This window comes from Enterobacter sp. 18A13 (assembly GCF_007035975.1).
GTDB lineage: Bacteria > Pseudomonadota > Gammaproteobacteria > Enterobacterales > Enterobacteriaceae > Enterobacter > Enterobacter vonholyi.
Genome location: NZ_AP019634.1, coordinates 145,975 through 167,168, shown reverse-complemented (window position 1 = coordinate 167,168; position 21,194 = coordinate 145,975). Strand labels below are relative to the sequence as shown.

Here is a 21,194-nt window from a genome sequence, read left to right as displayed (position 1 = left end):
AACGGCGTTTACGACGGAGGTCACGGAGTTTCAGGAAATAATAACGAATCGCGCAACAGATGATCGTTACCGCGACGGCGGGTAAAGCCGATGCGGTTGAAATACTCCAGGATCTGGATCGCCAGCTTGCGCCCCACGTTCAGCCGATCGCGGAAATCCGCTGCGCAGGTCGAGCCGCGCGCCTGATCCAGCTCGCGGATCAGGTTGGCAAATGCCACAATACGATCGTTACGGTAATAACGATCTTTCACGATCGCGACTATTAGCCCCTGCTGCGCCGCATGGCGCAATACCTGACGCATCACCTGTTCGTCGGTGTTGGTTTCGCGAGCCAGATCGCGAACCCACCACGGCTCATCGCCAAACAGCGGGGCTGCTTTTTGCCATATCGCCTCCTGCTCTGCGGTGAATCCGGCCTTGTGATCCGGCAGATGCAGCCAACCGTGGTGGCTTTTAATCGCCCCGCTTTCGCGCATGTTTTCAATCAGCAGCAGCACCAGCGCATCGTCTTCCATCGGCAGCGCCATGCGCCGCAGACGCTCGCGCCCCGGGCCAGGCTCATCCTGATGCTGTTCGTGGTAAGTCGCAAGCGTGTTCAGTATCTTACGCTGCCATTGCGCAGCAACCGGGGCATTGAGTAGGCTGTCTCCGGCCTGAATAAAGCCCGGCTCCTGGGTCAGCTGGCGTAAGCCTTCCCCGCTCAGCTGGCGTGCCCATGCAAAATCACGCAGGCTCACCGCTCCGCGATCGAGGTGCACCCGCAGCGCGGCGTTATCATCGCTGGCCTGCGCCAGCGCGGCCAACCACTGCAGATATTCAGGTTTACGCTTGCCGCGTCGAGGTGGATTCAGCGCGACGACCCGCGCCCCGGCCAGCGTTTCCCGCGCGGAAATATCACGCAGTACCAGACGATCGTTTTCTGCCAGCCAGAGCGGGGAATCGAATACCAGTTCGGCAAGGTCGTTTTCCAGCAGCGACACGCGCCCGGTGATATGGCTGGCCGCGTGGTGAATATGCAGCGGCTGCCATTGGGTCAGGGGCACGTTTGCCTGCAGGGAGACGATGACGCGTTCAGACGGTTCAGGTGGGGCATCGGCCAGCAGCCAGTCGCCGCGATTAAGCTGCTCTTTTTCCGCATCCCCGGCAATGTTCAGCGCGATCCGCTGCCCGGCGTGGGCGCGGTCTGCGGGCTGGTTTTGTGCGTGCAGCCCGCGCACGCGCATCGGTTTGTTCACGCCCGTCAGCCAGAGCGTATCACCGACGTTCACTTCGCCGCTCAGCGCCGTACCAGTCACCACAAGCCCCGCACCTTTTACGGTAAACGCCCGATCAATGGCCAGGCGGAAACGATGATGGCTGGCGTGGTCGCGTGATGAAAGCTGCTGTAAGTGGTGGCGAAGTTCGTCGATACCGCGCCCTTCCGTCGCCACGGTGACAAATAGCGACGCGTCGGCAAAACCATACTCCCGCAAGGTCGCCTGTACCGTTTCGCGCACCTCGCTGACGCGTGCGTCATCCACGCGATCGGCTTTGGTCAGCGCCACGGTCAGCTGCGGGTTACCGGTCAGCTGGAGGATCGCCAGGTGCTCGCGGGTTTGCGCCATCACGCCGTCATCGCAGGCCACCACCAGCAGGGCATGATCGATGCCGCCCACGCCCGCCAGCATGTTGGACAGAAACTTTTCATGCCCCGGCACATCAATAAAGCCCAGCACGCGGCCATCAGGCTGGGGCCAGTAGGCATAGCCCAGATCGATGGTCATGCCGCGCTTTTTCTCTTCCGGCAGGCGGTCGGCGTTTACGCCGGTAATGGCCTGCAGTAACGTGGTTTTTCCGTGGTCAACGTGACCGGCGGTGGCAATAATCATTTCAACAACATCTCCAGAAATCGCTCTTCATCTTCAAGGCAGCGCAAATCCAGCCACATTCGGCCATCGTAAATCCGCCCGATAACCGGCGTCGAGAGACCGCGCCAGCGCGACGACAGGGCTTCCAGATGGCCGCCGCGCCCGTCACGCGGCGTGAACGTCAGCGCTTCACTCGGCAGCCTGTCCACCGGCAGCGAACCGCTGCCAATCTGCGACTGGCAGGGCTCAATGCGAACGTCAAAATCGGGGTAGTGCGCGGCGACGCGCGGCAGCAGAAGTTCAGCCTGGGCGCGAATCGAGGCGGCATCGCGGCTTAACAGTCGCAGCGTGGGCAGGCGGTCGGCCAGTTTCTCCGGGTGGAGATAGAGCCGCAGCGTAGCGTCCAGGGCGGCAAGCGTCATTTTATCGGCGCGCAGGGCGCGCTTGAGCGGATGCTGCTGCAGCTGCGCAATCAGCTCGCGCTTGCCGACGATAATCCCGGCCTGCGGCCCGCCCAGCAGTTTGTCGCCGGAAAAGCTGACCAGGCTAACGCCCGCCGCAATCATCTCCTGCGGCATCGGCTCTTTTGGCAGCCCGTACAGGCTCAGATCCACCAGCGAGCCGCTGCCGAGATCGGCAATCACCGGTATGTTCAGTTCGCGCCCAATCGCCGCCAGCTCCGCCTCTTCAACCGTTTTGGTGAAGCCTTCAATATGATAATTGCTGGTGTGGACCTTCATCAGCAGGGCAGTATTTTCATTCACTGCCGCGCGATAGTCTTTCGCATGGGTACGGTTGGTGGTGCCCACTTCATGCAGCGTACAGCCCGCCTGGCGCATCACGTCCGGAATACGAAATGCCCCGCCAATCTCCACCAGCTCGCCGCGGGACACCACTACCTCTTTGCCGCTGGCGGTGGACGCCAGCATCAGCAGCACCGCTGCGGCGTTGTTATTCACAATGCAGGCATCTTCCGCGCCGGTCAGCTGGCACAGCAGCTCCGCCAGCGCGTGGTCGCGATGCCCGCGTCCGGCGCCGTCCAGATCGTACTCCAGCGTTACAGGCGCTTGCATGGCCTGCACGACGGCGGCAACGGCCTCTTCCGCCTGCTGGGCTCGCCCGAGGTTGGTATGCAGTACGGTACCGGTCAGGTTAATCACCGGGCGTAACGCGCTTTGCGCCTTCTCATCCAGCCGCTGTTCAACTTCCTGCTCCCACGCACTGCACCAGTCGGGCAAGGCGTTTTCTGCCTGAATCGCGCAGCGGGCTTCGTCCTGAAGCAGGCGTAACATTTCCACCGTCGCGGTATGGCCGAAGCGCTCAACAACAGCATAAATGCGGGGCTCGCGTAGGAGACGGTCGGTAGCGGGGATCTGGCTGTACAGCGAACGATGAGTAGTCATGAAAGCGCCTGGCGAGTAAATATCTTCCCCCCTCCCGACGGGAGAGGGAGTTAACATGTAGAGGGATTGTACCGCCTCCGACGCCGAAGTGTTATAACCCGCGTCAAGCCTTTGGCGGTTCGGTACGGGCAAAGCTCTCGCGGCTAAAAAGCGTGTCTGCAAGCTTCACCAGCAGCGGACGGTCGACGCACCAGCCAGGGGAAACCCGGCGGAAGTTGAGATAGCCGATGGCGCAGGCGATGGCGATAGTTGCCAGGTTCAGGCTGTCGGTGTCGATCTTTCCCTCCCGGATAAGCTGTTCGCACCTGTCCAGGCTGCGGCTGATTTTTTCCCGCTGGCGTAACAGTTCCGTTTCCGACTGCTGGGCAACGGGCCTGGCCTGTTCACGCACGGAGGTTAACGCCGCATCCATAATGCCATCGGCCAGGGCTTCAATTTGCTTCACCGCCAGCGCCGCTTTTGGGTCAGCCGGCAGCATTGCCGGGGCAACGCCCAGCAGCTCGATATACTCCGCAATAATCGGGGAATCAAACCAGTATTCGCCCTCGTCCGTGACCAGCGCTGGCACTTTTCCCAGCGGGTTGTACTGCGCGACGCCGTTTTCCGCGTTGTAGGGCTGTTCATTCACGAATTCAAATTCAATCCCCTTCTCCAGCAGGAGAATCGAGATTTTTCGCACGAAGGGACTGGTATAGCTGCCGATGAGTTTCATTGCCTGATCCTTGATGCCGGAAAAAAGTCAGTATGGATCAAGCGATGAAAAAAGGGCAGGTCTGCATGTCGCATTCCTGCCCTGGAAGGATTAGTGATCGAGGTAGAGGTAGTGCATCCAGCTGGTCATACGCAGCAGTACTTTACGCATGACCGAGACGTGGGCGAAGTGGTCCGAATAGACCGCCACCTGGGCATAGATACCGTCCGGCAGGGCATCGACTTCGGCGTTGGGTTCCAGCTCAATAAGTGCCTGAACACCGTCCGTTCCCGGCACCACCGTCAGCGACTGCAGCGCGCCCTGCGCCTGATAGGTTCCCCCCGGCACCACCGGCAGAATACTGGTGAGCTTCCCGGAGAACACCTGGCCCGGCAGCGCGTTAAACACTACTTCCGCTTCATCGCCCGGCTTCAGACGCAGCAGCGAGTTCTGGCGGAACTGGGCCACAATCTGACGCTTCTGTTCAGGGATAAAGACCATCACCGGACGCAGAGGCAGCGCGGCGGCATAGGTCCCCGGACGTATCAGCACCTGGGTGATGTAACCATCGCTCGGCGCACGCACCACGGTCTGATCCAGGTTGTATTTGGCTTCGGCAAGCTGGGCGCGTAACGACGCAATCTGCGACTGCTCGCCGTTCACCATGCTGTCTAACTGGCTTTGGATCTGCACCTGTTCAGCCACGGAGCCTTTCACCAGCGCATCCTGCGCCAGATAGTTCTGCCGCGCGTTGTCGATATCGCTTTCAGAGAACGGATTCACCTTCGCCTGGCTGCCTTTCAGGTAGCGCTGATAATCTTTATAGAGGCGATCGCGTTCAGCGGAGACGCGCGTGGTATTGGCAACGGCTTCCGCCAGCTGCGCCTTCAGATTATCGATATTGTGCGTCGCGGTCACCAGGTCGGCCTGAAGCCTGTCGACCCGCGCCTGATAGCGGCCTGGATCCAGTTTAAATAACACTTCGCCTTTTTTAATTAGCTGGTTATTTTTATCGGTCACTTCGCTGACCACACCGGTCACCTGCGGCGTGATTGGAATAGAAATAACCGCTTTTTGCGCCGTAAAGGTATACGGGTGGTTATAGTTCATTAACAGAATAAGTCCGGCAACAATAAATACGCCGCCTAATGTTGCGGTGGCAAGCGTCCACTGATTGACCGGAATTCGGAATATTTTAAAGATGGCCCAGGCAAATGCCACGTAGGTCAAAATAATCAACAGATCCATGATTAGCGCTCCAGCGTGGTCTTATCAGCAGCGGGCTTTACCGCGGCCAGCTTTTGTTCGAGTTCCGCCACGCGTTTGGCGAGCGCATCCATGCCCGGGACCTCATCAGGTTTTGTGATGTGGTTTTGCATGCCCCAGCCGCGATCCTCGCGGTACAGCGTGGCCCAAATCCACAGGAATGGCCAGATGGCATGAAGCGTAAACAGGCTAATCCAACCAGCCGTATGAATGGCATCGGCATGCGGATGGTTACGCTTTTTAGCCATATTATAAGGAATATCATGGATGGCGATGATTCCATAAAAGAGAACCAGAAATACAAAAATCAATACGCCCAGCGCAAAATAGTTGAGAAACATATTCTCCTCACTTAAACAACGTCAACTCATTAAATTAATAAAACGGTACGCAACCTAATTAATTTTTTATAAACACGGGGTTGTGCTTATTATTTCCGAGCAGGGGAGTATGGGTTTTTATAATATCTCCATGCAAGTTTATAAGCGTGTCAAAATATATCCTGAATAATAATAGACTTAACCTTACAATATGAGCGTAATCCACCTTTTAACTTTTCGCCATACCACACATCAAAAGTGGTTTTTTGGCTTATCGTGTCGTGCCATATCATCCTGGCGCTGAAACGCGAAGCAGAGTTTGCCGTCGATCACAGCCGGAGAAATCTGCATAAAAATATTTTGTGAAATCAGTCACAATCCAGAAACAAACACGCCAGAACAAAACGTGACAACAATCACACAAAAGGGTGTGTTTTGCTTTTTTTCTCGCCATCGTATTTTTTTTGCCCATCGTTTTTGTGATTCAGATCACCTCATAGATATCCTCACCCCCCACATTTACGTGACATGAATCACATAAATTTTCACTGTCTGGACAGTTGAACGATTCAGTGCCAGATTTCACAGCATCAGAACAGGGCCCGGCTACCTCTGCCGCCTCATTAACAATAAACCTCGGGCCATAAGCCTTAGCGTAAACAGAAGAAGGGGTGTTTTATGTCATCCGATTTCAAGATCAAAGTTCAAAGCTTTGGTCGTTTCCTCAGCAACATGGTGATGCCAAATATCGGCGCGTTTATCGCGTGGGGTATCATCACCGCATTGTTCATTCCGACAGGGTGGTTGCCTAACGAAACGCTGGCGAAACTTGTTGGCCCAATGATTACCTATCTCCTGCCGCTGCTCATCGGTTTCACCGGGGGTCGTCTGGTGGGCGGTGATCGTGGTGGCGTAGTGGGTGCCATCACAACCATGGGTGTTATCGTCGGTGCGGATATGCCGATGTTCCTCGGTGCGATGATTGCCGGCCCTCTGGGCGGCTGGGCGATTAAGAAATTCGACGTCTGGGTTGATGGTAAGATCAAATCCGGCTTCGAAATGCTGGTGAACAACTTCTCTGCGGGCATCATCGGGATGATCCTCGCCATTCTGGCGTTCCTCGGCATTGGCCCTGCGGTTGAAGTGCTGTCTAAAATTCTCGCGGCAGGCGTTAACTTCATGGTGGCGCACGAAATGCTGCCGCTGGCGTCTATCTTCGTTGAACCGGCGAAAATCCTGTTCCTTAACAACGCCATCAACCACGGTATCTTCTCGCCGCTGGGTATTCAGCAGTCTCACGATCTCGGCAAGTCTATCTTCTTCCTGATTGAAGCCAACCCGGGTCCGGGTATGGGCGTTCTGCTGGCGTACATCTTCTTCGGCCGTGGTAGCGCAAAACAGTCTGCTGGCGGTGCGGCGATCATCCACTTCCTGGGCGGTATCCACGAAATTTACTTCCCGTACGTGCTGATGAACCCACGTCTGATCCTGGCCGTTATCCTCGGCGGTATGACCGGCGTATTCACCCTGAGCGTGCTGGGCGGCGGTCTGGTTTCTCCAGCTTCTCCGGGTTCTATCCTGGCGGTACTGGCGATGACGCCAAAAGGCGCTTATTTCGCGAACCTCGCAGCTATCTTTGCGGCAATGGCCGTCTCCTTCGTGGTCTCTTCTATCCTGCTGAAAACCAGCAAAGTGAAAGAAGATGATGACATCGAAGCCGCAACCCGTCGTATGCACGACATGAAAGCCGAATCCAAAGGCGCGACGCCACTGGCAGCCGGTGATGTCTCTAACGACCTGAGCCACGTGCGTAAAATCATCGTTGCCTGCGACGCCGGTATGGGTTCCAGCGCGATGGGTGCAGGCGTGCTGCGTAAGAAAGTGCAGGATGCGGGCCTGACCAACATCTCCGTGACCAACAGCGCCATTAACAGCCTGCCGCCGGATGTTGACCTGGTCATCACGCACCGCGATCTGACCGAACGCGCCATGCGCCAGGTGCCGCAGGCACAGCACATTTCGCTGACCAACTTCCTCGACAGCGGCCTGTACACCAGCCTGACCGAACGTCTGGTGGCCGCGCAGCGTCACGAAGACAACGAAGTGAAAGTGCGCTCCAGCCTGCAGGACAGCTTTGACGAGAGCAATGCACACCTGTTTAAGCTGGGTGCGGAAAACATCTTCCTCGGTCGTACCGCGGCCACCAAAGAAGACGCGATTCGCTTTGCCGGTGAGCAGCTGGTGAAAGGCGGCTACGTTCAGCCTGAATATGTCGACGCGATGCTGGAACGTGAAAAACTGACGCCAACCTACCTGGGCGAATCCATCGCGGTGCCGCACGGAACGGTTGAAGCGAAAGATCGCGTCCTGAAAACCGGCGTCGTATTCTGTCAGTATCCGCAGGGCGTGCGCTTCGGTGAAGAAGAAGACGACATCGCCCGTCTGGTAATTGGTATCGCCGCTCGCAACAACGAGCACATTCAGGTGATTACCAGCCTGACCAACGCGCTGGACGATGAGTCCGTCATTGAGCGTCTGGCCAATACCACCAGCGTGGAAGAAGTGCTGGCTCTGCTGAACAAATAAGTTCTCTTCCCTCTCCCTCCGGGGAGAGGGCTAGGGTGAGGGGATAAACGTTCCTCACCCCAGCCCTCTCGGGTAAAAACATTGATGAAGGTTAACACTATGAAAGCATTACATTTTGGCGCAGGTAATATCGGTCGTGGTTTTATCGGTAAACTGCTGGCAGACGCGGGCATTACCCTGACATTCGCCGATGTGAATCAGGTCGTCCTGGATGCCCTGAATGCCCGTCATAGCTATCAGGTCCATGTGGTGGGCGAAAACGAGCAGGTTGAGACAGTATCTGGCGTCAACGCGGTCAGCAGCATCGGTGAAGACGTTATTGACCTGATCGCCAGCGTCGATCTGGTCACCACCGCCGTGGGTCCGGTCGTCCTTGAGCGCATCGCCCCTGCGGTTGCAAAAGGCCTGGCAAAACGTAAAGCGCAGGGCATCGACACCCCGCTGAACATCATCGCCTGTGAAAACATGGTGCGCGGCACTACGCAGCTGAAAGGCCACGTTCTTAACGCGGTGGCAGACGAAGACAAAGCCTGGGTTGAAGCGCACGTGGGTTTTGTGGATTCCGCCGTGGATCGCATCGTTCCGCCTTCCGAATCCGCGACCAACGACCCGCTGGAAGTGACCGTGGAAACCTTCAGCGAGTGGATCGTCGATAAAACCCAGTTTAAAGGTGACCTGCCGACCATTCCGGGAATGGAATTAACCGATAACCTGATGGCATTTGTCGAACGCAAGCTCTTCACGCTGAACACCGGGCATGCTATAACCGCGTACCTCGGAAAATTGGCCGGTCATCAGACCATTCGTGACGCGATCCTCGATGAGAAGATCCGCGCGGTGGTAAAAGGGGCAATGGAAGAGAGCGGCGCGGTGCTGATCAAACGCTACGGTTTTGATGCTGAGAAACACGCAGCATACATCCAGAAAATCCTCGGTCGCTTTGAAAACCCGTATCTGAAAGATGACGTTGAGCGCGTGGGCCGCCAGCCGCTGCGCAAGCTGAGCGCGGGCGATCGCCTGATTAAGCCGCTGCTGGGCACGCTGGAATACGGCCTGCCGCATGCCAACCTGGTGAAAGGGATTGCCGCAGCGATGCACTACCGCAGCGAGCAGGACCCACAGGCGATTGAGCTGGCTCAGCTGATTGATGATAAAGGCGCGCAGGCTGCGCTGGCGCAGATCTCCGGTCTGGACGCCAACAGCGACGTGGTTGCGGAGGCGGTCAACGCATACAACGCAACCAAATGATGCAGAATGCGGCGCAGGTAATCCTGCGCCCTGATTACAGATTGTCAGATATGCAGGCAATAATGGAACAAACCCAGGCCTTTGAAAATCGTGTGCTTGAGCGTCTGAATGCTGGCAAAACCGTACGAAGTTTCCTGATTGCCGCCGTCGAGCTGTTAACCGAGGCGGTGAATATCCTGGTGCTTCAGGTGTTTCGCAAAGACGACTACGCGGTAAAATATGCTGTAGAACCGTTACTGGACGGAGACGGACCGCTGGGCGATCTATCCGTGCGTCTGAAGCTGATTTATGGTCTTGGGGTGCTGAACCGACAAGAGTATGAAGATGCGGAGCTGTTAATGGCGCTGCGAGAAGAGCTCAATCATGACGGTAACGAGTATACCTTTACCGACGATGAGATTCTGGGGCCCTTCGGCGAGCTGCACTGCGTTACCGCGCTGCCCCCTGCTCCCCATTTTGATAACAGCGACCCTGAGCTCTACGCGATGCAAAAGCTGCGTTATCAACAGGTTGTCCGTTCCACGATGGTTCTCTCCCTGACTGAGCTGATTTCCCGAATCAGCTTAAAAAAAGCGTTTCAGAAGTAAGCCTGCTCACATTGGTGTATCCTTCCCTGTAAATTCCCCGTTTTCAGAGTCATTTGTTATGAAAGAAGTCGAAAAGAACGAAATTAAACGCCTGAGCGACCGCCTGGATCTCATCCGCCACCAGATGGCTGGCCTGTCGCTGGTCGATTCCGCCGAGAAATACGCCGAGCTTGAGAAAGAGACCGCGAAGCTGGAAGCGGAAATCGAGCGCCTGCGCGAAGTCAAAGGCCAGAAGCTGAGCAAAGAAGCGCAGAAGCTGATGAACATGCCGCACCGCCGCGCGATCACCAAAAAAGAACAGGCCGACATGGGCAAGCTGAAGAAAAGCGTCCGCGGTCTGGTGGTGGTACACCCGATGACCGAGCTTGGCCGCGAAATGGGCCTGAAAGAGATGACGGGCTTTTGTAAGACCGCGTTCTGATTTCATGCCGGGTGGCGCTGCGCTTACCCGGCCTACTCTTTTCCCCTTCGCGTGAATTGGTCCAACCAATAGCGCAATCAATCCTTCCCCGGTTCACAATTCCATTATTTCCGCTCACAAAACCATTGCTAGCTCATAACATCTGGTTAACCATTCATTGTCATTAACCCTACAACACAACATTGGCAGGACCACTTTTACACAACCTGTGACGCAGAGTTGAGCGGAGACTCACCCGCAGCGCAGGCTGTCTGGTCCCCAGGAGACCTGCATGAGCCTCTGGCAACAAAACTACGACCCGGCTGGAAATATCTGGCTGTCGAGCCTGATCGCATCGCTTCCGATCCTGTTCTTCTTCTTTGCGCTGATTAAGCTAAAGCTGAAGGGCTACCTCGCCGCGACGTATACCGTTGCCATCGCCCTGATGGTGGCGTTGTTCTTCTACAAAATGCCGGTCGATCGCGCGCTGGCCTCCGTCGTCTACGGTTTCTTCTACGGCCTGTGGCCGATTGCGTGGATCATCATCGCGGCGGTCTTTGTCTATAAAATCTCGGTGAAAACCGGGCAGTTCGACATTATCCGCTCGTCGATTCTCTCCATCACGCCGGACCAGCGCCTGCAGATGCTGATTGTTGGCTTCTCCTTCGGGGCGTTTCTGGAAGGCGCGGCAGGTTTTGGCGCTCCGGTGGCGATTACCGCCGCGCTGCTGGTGGGTCTGGGCTTTAACCCGCTCTATGCCGCAGGTCTGTGCCTGATTGTGAACACCGCTCCGGTTGCGTTTGGCGCGATGGGTATTCCGATTCTGGTAGCCGGGCAGGTCACCGGGCTGGACAGCTTCGAGATCGGCCAGATGGTTGGCCGCCAGCTGCCCTTCCTGACCATTATCGTCCTGTTCTGGATCATGGCGATTATGGACGGCTGGCGCGGCGTGAAGGAGACCTGGCCTGCGGTGATGGTGGCGGGCGGTTCGTTCGCTATCGCCCAGTACCTCAGCTCGAACTTCCTTGGCCCGGAGCTGCCGGACATCATCTCTTCGCTGGTTTCTCTGGTCTGCCTGACGCTGTTCCTGAAACGCTGGCAGCCGGTCCGTATTTTCCGCTTCGCCGACATGGGCGCCTCGCAGGTCGATCAAACGCTGGCCCGCACCGGCTACACCGCAGGACAGGTGATCCGCGCCTGGTCACCGTTTCTGTTCCTGACCGCCACGGTCACGCTGTGGAGCATCCCGCCGTTTAAAGCCCTATTCGCCCCTGGCGGCGCGCTGTACGACATGGTGATTAATATCTCCGTGCCGTTCCTCGACAAGATGGTCGCCCGTATGCCGCCGGTAGTGCACGCCGCCACGCCGTATGCCGCGGTCTATAAATTCGACTGGTTCTCCGCCACCGGGACCGCCATCCTGTTTGCCGCTATTCTTTCCGTGGTGTGGCTGCGCATGAAGCCTGCAGCTGCGGTACAGACCTTTGCGGCGACCGTTAAAGAGCTGATGCTGCCGATTTACTCCATCGGCATGGTGCTGGCGTTCGCGTTTATCTCGAACTACTCCGGACTGTCATCGACGCTGGCGCTCGCGCTGGCCCATACCAGCCACGCCTTCACCTTCTTCTCGCCGTTCCTCGGCTGGCTGGGGGTGTTCCTGACCGGGTCCGATACCTCGTCTAACGCTCTGTTTGCCGCGCTGCAGGCCACGGCGGCCCAGCAGATTGGCGTGTCGGACGTCCTGCTGGTGGCCGCGAACACTACGGGCGGCGTGACCGGGAAAATGATCTCCCCGCAATCCATCGCCATTGCCTGTGCGGCGGTGGGACTGGTCGGTAAAGAGTCGGATCTGTTCCGCTTTACCGTGAAACACAGCCTGATATTTACCTGCATGGTCGGGGTGATCACCACCCTGCAGGCCTATGTCTTAACCTGGATGATCCCATGATAGTGATGCCCAGACGCCTGTCCGACGAGATTGCCTCTCGCGTGCGGGCGCTGATTGAAGAACAGCAGCTGGAAGCGGGCATGAAGTTGCCCGCCGAACGCCAGCTCGCCGCCCAGCTTGGCGTGTCGCGCAATTCTCTGCGCGAAGCGCTGGCGACGCTGGTCAGCGAAGGCGTGCTGGTGAGCCGTCGCGGCGGCGGCACCTTTGTGCGCTGGCAGCATGACGACTGGTCCGAGCAAAACATCGTGCAGCCCCTGAAAACGCTGATGGAGAACGACCCGGACTACAGCTTCGACATCCTTGAAGCGCGTCACGCCATCGAAACCAGTACCGCCTGGCACGCGGCCATGCGGGCAACCGACGCCGACAAAGAGAAACTCATCGCCTGCTTTGAAGCCACGCAAAGCAGCGACCCGGATATCGCCTCCCAGGCGGACGTCCGTTTTCACCTGGCGATTGCCGAGGCGTCGCACAATGTGGTGCTGCTCCAGACCATGCGCGGGTTCTTCGACCTGCTGCAATCCTCCGTGAAGCAGAGCCGCCAGCGCATGTATCTGGTTCCGCCGGTGTTTGCCCAGCTGACCGAACAACACGAGGCGGTGCTCAACGCCATTCTGGCCGGTGATGCCGAGGCCGCGCGCAAAGCGATGATGGCGCATCTCGGTTTCGTGCACACCACCATTAAACGATTCGATGAAGACCTGGCCCGACAGGCGCGTATTACCCGTCTGCCTGGCGACAGTGATATTTCCAGGGAGAACAAAGCATGATCATTTCAGCAGCCAGTGACTATCGCGCCGCGGCGCAGCGCATTTTGCCCCCGTTCCTGTTCCACTACATCGACGGCGGGGCGTATGCCGAATACACCCTGCGCCGCAACGTGGAAGATCTGTCGGAGGTGGCTCTGCGCCAGCGCGTGCTGAAGAATATGTCTGACCTGAGCCTTGAGACAAAGCTGTTCAACGAAACGCTCTCCATGCCCGTGGCGCTCGCGCCTGTAGGCTTATGCGGCATGTATGCCCGCCGTGGCGAAGTGCAGGCGGCAGCGGCAGCGGATGCCAAAGGCATTCCGTTTACCCTTTCCACCGTGTCCGTCTGCCCGATTGAAGAGGTCGCCCCGACCATCAAGCGCCCGATGTGGTTCCAGCTGTACGTCCTGCGCGATCGCGGCTTTATGCGCAACGCGCTGGAGCGCGCCAAAGCGGCGGGCTGCTCCACGCTGGTCTTTACCGTCGATATGCCGACGCCCGGCGCGCGCTACCGTGATGCCCACTCCGGCATGAGCGGCCCGAATGCTGCGCTCCGCCGCTACTGGCAGGCGGTTACGCATCCGCAGTGGGCGTGGGATGTCGGCCTGCACGGTCGTCCGCACGATCTGGGCAATATCTCGGCATACCTCGGTAAACCGACCGGACTGGAGGATTACATTGGCTGGCTGGCGAACAACTTCGATCCGTCGATCTCGTGGAAAGACCTGGAGTGGATCCGCGAGTTCTGGGACGGCCCGATGGTGATCAAAGGGATCCTCGACCCGGAAGATGCCCGCGACGCGGTGCGCTTTGGCGCAGACGGGATTGTGGTCTCTAACCACGGCGGACGCCAGCTTGACGGGGTGCTCTCCTCCGCACGCGCCCTGCCGGCCATCGCCGATGCGGTGAAAGGCGATATTGCGATCCTGGCCGACAGCGGCATCCGCAACGGGCTGGACGTGGTGCGCATGATTGCGCTGGGCGCCGACAGCGTGCTGCTGGGGCGCGCGTATCTGTATGCGCTGGCGACGGCGGGCCAGGCAGGGGTGGCGAATCTGCTCAACCTGATCGAAAAAGAGATGAAGGTGGCGATGACGCTGACAGGTGCAAGAACGATTAGCGAAATCAGTAAGGATTCTCTGGTGCAGGAGTTAAGCAAATTACCGGCGGCGCTGGCGCCACTTGCTCAGGGAAACGCGGCCTAAATTCTCCTCCGTTAATACACCTTTTTCTCGCGCCCGATTTCCCCCTCGGGCGCTTTTTTACGCCAAAAATAACATCCAGATAACATATTGGATAAGAAAATTTGACATCCACCTGCCGTCCGCAATTGTATAGACAAGCAAATACAAGAACACAAAAACAACATCAGATCGGAGTGGAGCGTATGGCATATTCAGGTAAGGTGGATATTCAGCAGGTGATCGATGAGAGTCCCTTTTCAGGGTTTCACTGGCTGCTCATTGTGCTGGGCTTTCTGGTTCTGGCGATCGATGGTTTTGATACGGCGGCGATGGGCTACATTGCGCCCACGCTGTCGGCAGAATGGGGGATCCATAAACAGGATCTGGGGCCGGTGCTGAGCGCGGCGCTGCTGGGGCTGTCGTTGGGCGCGCTGATTGCCGGTCCGGTATCGGACCGGATGGGGCGCAAGCGCGTGCTGGTCTTTTCGTGTCTGTTCTTCGGCCTGGCGAGCCTGGGGACGGCCTGGGCGCAAAGTCTGAATACGCTCACGCTGTGGCGCTTTCTGACGGGCCTCGGGCTCGGCGCAGCAATGCCTAACGCCATCACGCTGATCTCCGAGTTTGCCCCCCAGCGCTGCCGCGCCATGGCGATTAACACCATGTACTGCGGCTTCCCTCTGGGCGCGGCGGGCGGCGGCGCGATCTCTTCCTGGCTTATCCCCCACCACGGCTGGCGAAGCGTGCTGCTGACCGGCGCGATTGCGCCGCTGATTTTAACGCTGCTGCTGGCGCTGTTTTTACCGGAGTCCGTGAAGTTTCTGGTGCAGCGCGGGAAAGACGTCATGCAGGTCCGCCGTATCGCCAGCCGGTTCGCCCGCAGCACGCTGGATAGCGTCACGGGCTTCTTCCTGGCGGAGGAGAAGCTCGCCTCTAAAAAAGGGAGCGTGTCGCAGCTCTTTTCCATGCCCTGGCTGCCCGGCACCCTGATGCTGTGGGTGACCTATTTTATGGGGCTGGTGATTTACTACGTCCTGCTTAGCTGGATGCCAACGCTGATGCAGGGGATGGGCTATGCTCTGGCGGAATCCGCCTGGCTCACCTCGCTGTTCACCTTCGGCGGCACCGCAGGCATTCTGCTCGCGGGCTGGATGATGGACCGCTGGGAAGCGCATAAAGTGGTCGCGTGTGGTTTCGTGCTGACAATGGGCCTCATTCTTTTGCTTGGCATTGAGCATAACCATATCGCCCTGTTTGGCGGGCTGATTTTCCTGATGGGGATCGCGATGAACGGCGCGCAATCGGGCATGCAAACCCTGGCCGCCACCTTTTACCCTACCGAGTGCCGCGCGACGGGCATCGCCTGGATGCAGGGGATCGGCCGCTTTGGCGGCGTGGCGGGAACCATGACCAGCGCCCAGCTTCTCGCTATGCAGTGGCAGGCAGACAGTATTTTAATGATCCTCAGCGTGCCCGCTCTGGTGGCCGCGGCGGCAACCGTCTACAAAATGCTGTACAGCCGCTCGCAGGAACCCGGCGTCGCGTAGTTCCTCTCTTTTCTGCTATCCTGCCCCCGCAATTAAGGGGGCAGCATGCTTAACATCGTTTTATTCGAACCAGAAATTCCGCCGAATACCGGCAATATTATCCGCCTGTGCGCCAACACCGGTTTTCGTCTGCATATCATTGAGCCGATGGGCTTTACGTGGGACGACAAACGCCTGCGTCGCGCAGGGCTGGATTATCATGAATTTACCGCCGTCGTTCGCCATCACGATTACGCCGCGTTTCTGGAAGCAGAGAAGCCGCAGCGCATGTTCGCCCTGACCACCAAAGGCACGCCGGCGCACAGCGCCGTGAGCTATCAGGCAGGTGACTATCTGATGTTTGGCCCGGAAACCCGCGGCCTGCCGGCCACGATTCTGGATGCCCTGCCCGCCGAGCAGAAAATCCGTATTCCGATGATGCCGGACAGCCGCAGCATGAACCTGTCGAACGCGGTGTCGGTGGTGGTGTATGAAGCATGGCGCCAGCTGGGATATCCGGGCGCCATTCTCAAAAGTTAAATGCCGTCGCCATACTCGAAGGTATGGTGAATGCCGTTGAAGTGCTGATCCATGTCCATGGACGGCTTGTCGCTGTCTGGTTTACCGACGATGCGCGCCGGTACGCCAGCGGCGGTAGTATGCGGCGGCACAGGCTGGAGCACCACGGAACCTGCGCCGATCTTCGCGCCGCGTCCGACTTCGATATTGCCAAGAATTTTGGCACCCGCGCCTATCATCACCCCTTCACGAATTTTCGGATGGCGATCGCCGCTGGTTTTACCGGTACCGCCCAGGGTAACCGACTGCAGGATCGAGACGTCGTCTTCAATCACTGCCGTTTCCCCGACAACGATCCCGGTGGCGTGGTCGAGCATGATCCCACGGCCAATCTTAGCCGCCGGGTGAATATCAACCTGGAACGTCACGGAAACCTGGTTTTGCAGGAAGATCGCCAGCGCGCGGCGGCCTTCATTCCACAGCCAGTGGCCGATGCGGTAAGCCTGCAGGGCGTGGAAGCCTTTCAGGTACAGCAGCGGCGTAGAATATTTATCGACCGCCGGGTCACGCGTGCGCACGGCCTGAATATCGCAGGCGGCAGAGGCGATCATTTCCGGGTCTGCAGCGTAAGCCTCTTCCACCACTTCACGAATAGCGATAGCGGGCATGATCGAGGAAGCCAGCTTGTTGGCGAGCATATAGCTCAGCGCGCTGCCGAGATTTTCGTGCTTAAGTAGCGTTGCGTGGTAGAAACTGGCCAGCATAGGCTCACAGTCGGCCAGCGCCCGGGCTTCGGCTTTAATATTGTTCCAGACGATATCCAGTTCTTCACACGGCATTGCTTACTCCAGACGATAGTTAATGACCAGCCAGTTCTGCGCTGGCTGGGTCATTCAGGTGACAACGTTTCCGACTAGTTACTGCTGCGCTCGTCCTTGCGCGCACGACCTAATAAGGTCAATGCTGCCTCGCGCGCATTTTTTCCGCAATACAATACCTGATAAATTTCCTCGGTTATTGGCATTTCGACACCGAAACGGTGCGCCAACTCGCGGACTTCCTTGGTATTGCGGTAGCCTTCAACCACCTGACCAATCTTCTCCTGCGCGCCTTTCACATCGCTGCCCTGTCCGAGCATCATGCCAAAGCGGCGGTTACGAGACTGGTTGTCGGTACAGGTCAGCACCAGATCGCCCAGGCCAGCCATCCCCATAAAGGTGGCCGGATCGGCACCCAGCGCTTCGCCCAGGCGGGACATCTCGGTCAGCCCTCGGGTGATCAGCGCCGTACGCGCATTCGCACCAAAACCAATGCCGTCGGACATCCCGGCACCAATCGCAATCACGTTCTTCACCGCACCGCCCAACTGCACGCCGATAAAATCGGGGTTGCTGTAGACGCGGAAGCTCTTACCGCAGTGCAGCAGCTGTTGAAGATCGTCGGAGAAGGCCCGATCGGTGGAGGCCAGCGAAATCGCCGTCGGCAGGCCAGCGGCCAGCTCTTTGGCAAAGGTCGGGCCGGAGATGACCGCCAGCGGGATCTCATCACCCAGCGCTTCACGGGCAACGTCCTGCAGCAGGCGTCCGGTTTCGGCTTCCAGTCCTTTAGTCGCCCAGACAATGCGCGCATCCGGGCGCATCAGCGGCTTAATCTGACGCAGCACGTCGCCAAAGACATGGCTCGGAACCACAATCAGAATGTTGCGGCTGGCCGCCAGCGCGGTCGCAAGGTCGCTTTCAAGGTGCAGGGAGTCAGGGAACGGAACGTCCGGGAGAAACGCGACGTTACAACGATCGCGCTGCAGCGTTGCGATATGTTTTGGGTCGTGGCCCCAGAGGACCACATCGTGACCATTTCTTGCCAGCGTGATGGCAAGAGCGGTGCCGTATGAGCCGGCACCGATCACAGTCATTGACGCATTAACAGTGCTCATCAGGCATCCTGATGTTGTTCAGCACCTTCGCCAGCCTGCTGCTGCAGATAGTTCATGAACAGCGCATCAAAGTTAACTGGCGCAAGGTTCAGTTGCGGGAATGTACCGCGAGAAACCAGGCTGGTGATGCATTCACGCGCATACGGGAACAGAATGTTCGGGCAGTACGCACCCAGGCAATGTGCCATCTGGTTGCCTTCGATACCGCCGATAGAGAAGATGCCGCCCTGCTGTACTTCACACAGGAATGCAGTTTCTTCACCCAGGGATGCGGTAACGGTCACACGCAGCACGACTTCATACACGTCATCTGCCAGTTGGGTAGATGCGGTATCCAGATCAAGTTTAACCTCTGGCTGCCAATCTTTCTGGAAAACGTGTGGCGCATTTGGCGCTTCGAAAGAGACGTCCTTGGTGTAGATACGCTGGATCTGGAAAGTCATTTCGGTGTTGTTTTGTTCTGACATGGAAATACCCTTTTTAATTGTCCTAAAGTCTCTTAGCTCAGCAGCGGATCGAGTCCACCACGGGCGTCGAGCGCATACAAGTCATCACAGCCGCCAATGTGCTGCGCATCAATAAAAATCTGCGGAACCGTCGTGCGACCACTACGTTTGATCATCTCTTCGCGTTTAATCGCGTCACCGTCGATCGGCAGTTCCTGGAACGTGACGCCCTTGCTGTTCAGCAGCGCTTTCGCACGATGGCAGAACGGACACGTCGCTTTGGTATAGATCTCAATATTGGCCATGACTGAACTCCTTATTTACCGCGCACCAAAGGAAGATTTTCCCCGCTCCAGCCGGAAATGCCTTCTTTCAGCACAGTTACGTTTTCGAAGCCTGCTTTATGAAGCGCGCTGGCAGATTCTTGTGCCTGCATGCCGGTCGCATCGACAACGATAATCGGCTGGGCTTTGTGTTTTTCAAGCTCACCGACGTTGTTCGCTTTGATTTCAGCTGGCAACAGGTTGATTGCGCCCGCAATGTGACCTTTACGGAAATCGTCACGCTGACGCAGATCGACAACGACGGCATCTTCTTTGTTAATCAGACGCGTCGCTTCACCACGGGTGATAACCTTAATCTTAGACGTCAGGCTCTTAAATGTGGTGAACAGCACAGCAGCCAGCAGGCCAATCCACGCGATGCTCAGAACCGGATGGCGGCTAACGAATTGCATAATTTCTTGCATGGAGGGTAACTACTCCCGACTAATTGATAAAAAAACCAGGACAGGAGTATACCTGTGCGTTCTGGCAAATACAGCCAGCGACCATAACCTAATCCATTTTCTGCGGCATGCCACCTAAAAAAATGCCTCAAAATGGTCTGGAGGGCACCTTGCCACTGCGCTTTCTTTGATCTTCTGCGGCTATTTGATCGATTCAGCTGTAGTAAAATTACGCAAATTTTGACTCTTGAGCATGAGGTTGTCGCAATGTCGGTTTCTAAAAAACCTATGGTACTGGTGATTCTGGATGGTTATGGCTACCGTGAAGATAGCCAGGATAACGCTATTTTCAACGCCAAAACCCCGGTCATGGATGCCCTGTGGGCAAAACGTCCACATACGCTGATTGACGCGTCTGGCCTGGAAGTGGGCCTGCCGGACCGACAGATGGGCAACTCCGAAGTCGGTCACGTAAACCTGGGCGCCGGGCGTATTGTGTATCAGGACCTGACGCGTCTGGACGTTGAAATCAAAGAACGCACCTTCTTCTCCAACCCAACGCTGTCTGGCGCGGTCGATAAAGCCGTTGCCGCTGGCAAGGCTGTACACATTATGGGCCTGCTCTCTGCTGGCGGCGTTCACAGCCACGAAGATCACATCATGGCGATGGTTGAACTGGCCGCTGAACGCGGTGCAGAAAAAATCTATCTGCACGCCTTCCTGGACGGTCGCGATACGCCACCACGCAGCGCAAAAGGCTCTCTGCAAGCCTTCGAAGACAAATTCGCCGCGCTGGGTAAAGGCCGCGTAGCATCCATTATTGGCCGTTACTACGCCATGGACCGCGACAACCGCTGGGATCGCGTTGAACAGGCCTATGACCTTTTGACCCTGGCAAAAGGTGAGTTCCAGTTCGCGACCGCCGTTGAAGCGCTGGAAGCAGCTTATGCTCGTGATGAAAACGACGAATTCGTCAAAGCGTCCGTCATTCGCGCTGAAGGTCAGGCCGACGCCGCCATGGAAGATGGCGACGCGCTGATCTTCATGAACTTCCGCGCTGACCGCGCGCGCGAAATCACCCGTGCTTTCGTCAACAGCGACTTCGACGGTTTTGCCCGCAAGAAAGTGGTAAACATCGACTTCATCCAGCTGACCGAATACGCGGCAGACATCAAAGCGCCGTGCGCGTACCCACCGGCCTCGCTGGCAAACACCTTCGGTGAGTGGATGGCGAAGAACGACAAAACGCAGTTGCGTATTTCCGAAACGGAAAAATACGCGCACGTGACCTTCTTCTTTAACGGCGGCGTTGAAGAGCCGTTCAAAGGCGAAGACCGCATTCTGATCAACTCACCGAAAGTCGCGACCTACGATCTGCAGCCAGAAATGAGCTCTGCAGAATTGACGGAAAAACTGGTTGCGGCCATCGAGAGCGGTAAATACGACACCATCATTTGTAACTACCCGAACGGCGACATGGTGGGTCATACCGGGGTGATGGAAGCGGCAGTGAAAGCGGTTGAAGCACTGGATCACTGCGTTGATCAGGTTGCGAAAGCTGTTGAATCCGTTGGCGGCCAGCTGCTGATCACCGCAGATCACGGTAACGCTGAACAGATGCGCGACCCGGCGACTGGCCAGGCGCATACCGCCCACACCAACCTGCCCGTTCCGCTGATTTATGTGGGTGATAAATCACTGAAAGCAGTGGAGGGTGGCAAGCTTTCTGACATCGCGCCAACCATGCTGTCGCTGATGGGGATGCCGATCCCTGAAGAGATGACTGGTAAGCCGCTGTTCATCGTGGAATAATCGCT

The 21,194-nt window shown here is 57.3% G+C and carries 20 protein-coding genes; 10 read left to right on the top strand and 10 right to left on the bottom strand.

The window, feature by feature from the left end; translation table 11 throughout:
* Nucleotides 1–20 precede the first annotated feature (20 nt).
* The 5 genes from selB to FOY93_RS00765 form a co-directional block, all read right to left on the bottom strand.
* Nucleotides 21–1,868 carry a selenocysteine-specific translation elongation factor gene (selB, locus tag FOY93_RS00785; RefSeq protein WP_143344495.1) on the bottom strand — a complete coding sequence of 616 codons (1,848 nt, stop codon included), beginning with the start codon at nucleotides 1,866–1,868 and terminating at the stop codon, nucleotides 21–23.
* The gene (gene selA / locus FOY93_RS00780) at nucleotides 1,865–3,250 is read right to left on the bottom strand and encodes an L-seryl-tRNA(Sec) selenium transferase (protein WP_133293529.1); all 1,386 of its coding nucleotides are present in this window, start codon (nucleotides 3,248–3,250) and stop codon (nucleotides 1,865–1,867) included. Before selA ends, selB begins: the two co-directional genes overlap by 4 nt.
* Nucleotides 3,251–3,353: 103 nt before the next feature.
* Complete coding sequence (locus FOY93_RS00775; RefSeq protein ID WP_133293528.1) at nucleotides 3,354–3,962, bottom strand: glutathione S-transferase; 609 nt, start codon at nucleotides 3,960–3,962, stop codon at nucleotides 3,354–3,356.
* Nucleotides 3,963–4,052: 90 nt separating this feature from the next.
* A complete protein-coding gene (locus FOY93_RS00770; protein WP_115876687.1) occupies nucleotides 4,053–5,189 on the bottom strand; it encodes an HlyD family secretion protein in 1,137 nt (378 codons plus the stop codon).
* Nucleotides 5,190–5,191: 2 nt separating this feature from the next.
* Entirely contained in the window at nucleotides 5,192–5,548 is a 357-nt protein-coding gene (locus FOY93_RS00765) for a DUF3302 domain-containing protein (protein WP_111964320.1), read from the bottom strand.
* A 657-nt stretch (nucleotides 5,549–6,205) separates the two neighbouring features.
* Between FOY93_RS00765 and FOY93_RS00760 the strand changes: the two genes are divergently transcribed.
* The 9 genes from FOY93_RS00760 to trmL all read left to right on the top strand — a co-directional run bounded on the left by FOY93_RS00760 (nucleotide 6,206) and on the right by trmL (nucleotide 16,292).
* Entirely contained in the window at nucleotides 6,206–8,113 is a 1,908-nt protein-coding gene (locus FOY93_RS00760) for a PTS mannitol transporter subunit IICBA (RefSeq protein ID WP_045337118.1), read from the top strand.
* Between the two features lie 99 nt (nucleotides 8,114–8,212).
* Complete coding sequence (gene mtlD / locus FOY93_RS00755) at nucleotides 8,213–9,361, top strand: mannitol-1-phosphate 5-dehydrogenase (protein WP_455507565.1); 1,149 nt, start codon at nucleotides 8,213–8,215, stop codon at nucleotides 9,359–9,361.
* The gene (mtlR, locus tag FOY93_RS00750; RefSeq protein WP_115876689.1) at nucleotides 9,358–9,948 is read left to right on the top strand and encodes a mannitol operon repressor MtlR; all 591 of its coding nucleotides are present in this window, start codon (nucleotides 9,358–9,360) and stop codon (nucleotides 9,946–9,948) included. The genes mtlD and mtlR overlap by 4 nt, the downstream gene beginning before the upstream one ends.
* Nucleotides 9,949–10,006: 58 nt before the next feature.
* Entirely contained in the window at nucleotides 10,007–10,369 is a 363-nt protein-coding gene (locus FOY93_RS00745; RefSeq protein WP_008502724.1) for a YibL family ribosome-associated protein, read from the top strand.
* A 271-nt stretch (nucleotides 10,370–10,640) separates the two neighbouring features.
* The gene (lldP, locus tag FOY93_RS00740; protein WP_023309919.1) at nucleotides 10,641–12,296 is read left to right on the top strand and encodes an L-lactate permease; all 1,656 of its coding nucleotides are present in this window, start codon (nucleotides 10,641–10,643) and stop codon (nucleotides 12,294–12,296) included.
* A complete protein-coding gene (gene lldR / locus FOY93_RS00735; protein WP_143344494.1) occupies nucleotides 12,293–13,066 on the top strand; it encodes a transcriptional regulator LldR in 774 nt (257 codons plus the stop codon). Before lldP ends, lldR begins: the two co-directional genes overlap by 4 nt.
* Complete coding sequence (gene lldD / locus FOY93_RS00730; RefSeq protein WP_047651772.1) at nucleotides 13,063–14,250, top strand: FMN-dependent L-lactate dehydrogenase LldD; 1,188 nt, start codon at nucleotides 13,063–13,065, stop codon at nucleotides 14,248–14,250. The genes lldR and lldD overlap by 4 nt, the downstream gene beginning before the upstream one ends.
* A gap of 182 nt (nucleotides 14,251–14,432) precedes the next feature.
* Complete coding sequence (locus FOY93_RS00725) at nucleotides 14,433–15,773, top strand: MFS transporter (protein ID WP_126330463.1); 1,341 nt, start codon at nucleotides 14,433–14,435, stop codon at nucleotides 15,771–15,773.
* Between the two features lie 45 nt (nucleotides 15,774–15,818).
* Complete coding sequence (gene trmL / locus FOY93_RS00720) at nucleotides 15,819–16,292, top strand: tRNA (uridine(34)/cytosine(34)/5-carboxymethylaminomethyluridine(34)-2'-O)-methyltransferase TrmL (RefSeq protein WP_143344493.1); 474 nt, start codon at nucleotides 15,819–15,821, stop codon at nucleotides 16,290–16,292.
* Here trmL and cysE read toward each other — a convergent pair.
* The 5 genes from cysE to FOY93_RS00695 all read right to left on the bottom strand — a co-directional run bounded on the left by cysE (nucleotide 16,289) and on the right by FOY93_RS00695 (nucleotide 19,398).
* On the bottom strand, nucleotides 16,289–17,110 hold the full coding sequence (gene cysE, locus FOY93_RS00715; RefSeq protein ID WP_008502718.1) for a serine O-acetyltransferase: 822 nt from the start codon (nucleotides 17,108–17,110) through the stop codon (nucleotides 16,289–16,291). The two genes, trmL and cysE, sit on opposite strands and share 4 nt — an antisense overlap.
* A 74-nt stretch (nucleotides 17,111–17,184) precedes the next feature.
* On the bottom strand, nucleotides 17,185–18,204 hold the full coding sequence (gene gpsA / locus FOY93_RS00710; protein ID WP_136195898.1) for an NAD(P)H-dependent glycerol-3-phosphate dehydrogenase: 1,020 nt from the start codon (nucleotides 18,202–18,204) through the stop codon (nucleotides 17,185–17,187).
* On the bottom strand, nucleotides 18,204–18,671 hold the full coding sequence (gene secB, locus FOY93_RS00705) for a protein-export chaperone SecB (RefSeq protein WP_003860835.1): 468 nt from the start codon (nucleotides 18,669–18,671) through the stop codon (nucleotides 18,204–18,206). The genes gpsA and secB overlap by 1 nt, the downstream gene beginning before the upstream one ends.
* A 32-nt stretch (nucleotides 18,672–18,703) precedes the next feature.
* Nucleotides 18,704–18,955 (bottom strand): glutaredoxin 3, encoded by a 252-nt coding sequence (gene grxC / locus FOY93_RS00700; RefSeq protein WP_023309914.1) that lies wholly within the window; start codon nucleotides 18,953–18,955, stop codon nucleotides 18,704–18,706.
* Between the two features lie 11 nt (nucleotides 18,956–18,966).
* The gene (locus FOY93_RS00695) at nucleotides 18,967–19,398 is read right to left on the bottom strand and encodes a rhodanese-like domain-containing protein (RefSeq protein ID WP_023309913.1); all 432 of its coding nucleotides are present in this window, start codon (nucleotides 19,396–19,398) and stop codon (nucleotides 18,967–18,969) included.
* Nucleotides 19,399–19,644: 246 nt separating this feature from the next.
* On the opposite strand from FOY93_RS00695, the gene gpmM reads away from it, so the two are divergent.
* A complete protein-coding gene (gpmM, locus tag FOY93_RS00690) occupies nucleotides 19,645–21,189 on the top strand; it encodes a 2,3-bisphosphoglycerate-independent phosphoglycerate mutase (RefSeq protein WP_133293523.1) in 1,545 nt (514 codons plus the stop codon).
* The last annotated feature ends 5 nt before the right edge of the window (nucleotides 21,190–21,194 follow it).

Coding starts and splice junctions, on each gene's coding strand:
- selB (WP_143344495.1), bottom strand. CDS start 1,868: ATGATTATTGCCACCGCCGGTCACGTTGACCACGGAAAAACCACGTTA.
- selA (WP_133293529.1), bottom strand. CDS start 3,250: ATGACTACTCATCGTTCGCTGTACAGCCAGATCCCCGCTACCGACCGT.
- FOY93_RS00775 (WP_133293528.1), bottom strand. CDS start 3,962: ATGAAACTCATCGGCAGCTATACCAGTCCCTTCGTGCGAAAAATCTCG.
- FOY93_RS00770 (WP_115876687.1), bottom strand. CDS start 5,189: ATGGATCTGTTGATTATTTTGACCTACGTGGCATTTGCCTGGGCCATC.
- FOY93_RS00765 (WP_111964320.1), bottom strand. CDS start 5,548: ATGTTTCTCAACTATTTTGCGCTGGGCGTATTGATTTTTGTATTTCTG.
- FOY93_RS00760 (WP_045337118.1), top strand. CDS start 6,206: ATGTCATCCGATTTCAAGATCAAAGTTCAAAGCTTTGGTCGTTTCCTC.
- mtlD (WP_455507565.1), top strand. CDS start 8,213: ATGAAAGCATTACATTTTGGCGCAGGTAATATCGGTCGTGGTTTTATC.
- mtlR (WP_115876689.1), top strand. CDS start 9,358: ATGATGCAGAATGCGGCGCAGGTAATCCTGCGCCCTGATTACAGATTG.
- FOY93_RS00745 (WP_008502724.1), top strand. CDS start 10,007: ATGAAAGAAGTCGAAAAGAACGAAATTAAACGCCTGAGCGACCGCCTG.
- lldP (WP_023309919.1), top strand. CDS start 10,641: ATGAGCCTCTGGCAACAAAACTACGACCCGGCTGGAAATATCTGGCTG.
- lldR (WP_143344494.1), top strand. CDS start 12,293: ATGATAGTGATGCCCAGACGCCTGTCCGACGAGATTGCCTCTCGCGTG.
- lldD (WP_047651772.1), top strand. CDS start 13,063: ATGATCATTTCAGCAGCCAGTGACTATCGCGCCGCGGCGCAGCGCATT.
- FOY93_RS00725 (WP_126330463.1), top strand. CDS start 14,433: ATGGCATATTCAGGTAAGGTGGATATTCAGCAGGTGATCGATGAGAGT.
- trmL (WP_143344493.1), top strand. CDS start 15,819: ATGCTTAACATCGTTTTATTCGAACCAGAAATTCCGCCGAATACCGGC.
- cysE (WP_008502718.1), bottom strand. CDS start 17,110: ATGCCGTGTGAAGAACTGGATATCGTCTGGAACAATATTAAAGCCGAA.
- gpsA (WP_136195898.1), bottom strand. CDS start 18,204: ATGAGCACTGTTAATGCGTCAATGACTGTGATCGGTGCCGGCTCATAC.
- secB (WP_003860835.1), bottom strand. CDS start 18,671: ATGTCAGAACAAAACAACACCGAAATGACTTTCCAGATCCAGCGTATC.
- grxC (WP_023309914.1), bottom strand. CDS start 18,955: ATGGCCAATATTGAGATCTATACCAAAGCGACGTGTCCGTTCTGCCAT.
- FOY93_RS00695 (WP_023309913.1), bottom strand. CDS start 19,398: ATGCAAGAAATTATGCAATTCGTTAGCCGCCATCCGGTTCTGAGCATC.
- gpmM (WP_133293523.1), top strand. CDS start 19,645: ATGTCGGTTTCTAAAAAACCTATGGTACTGGTGATTCTGGATGGTTAT.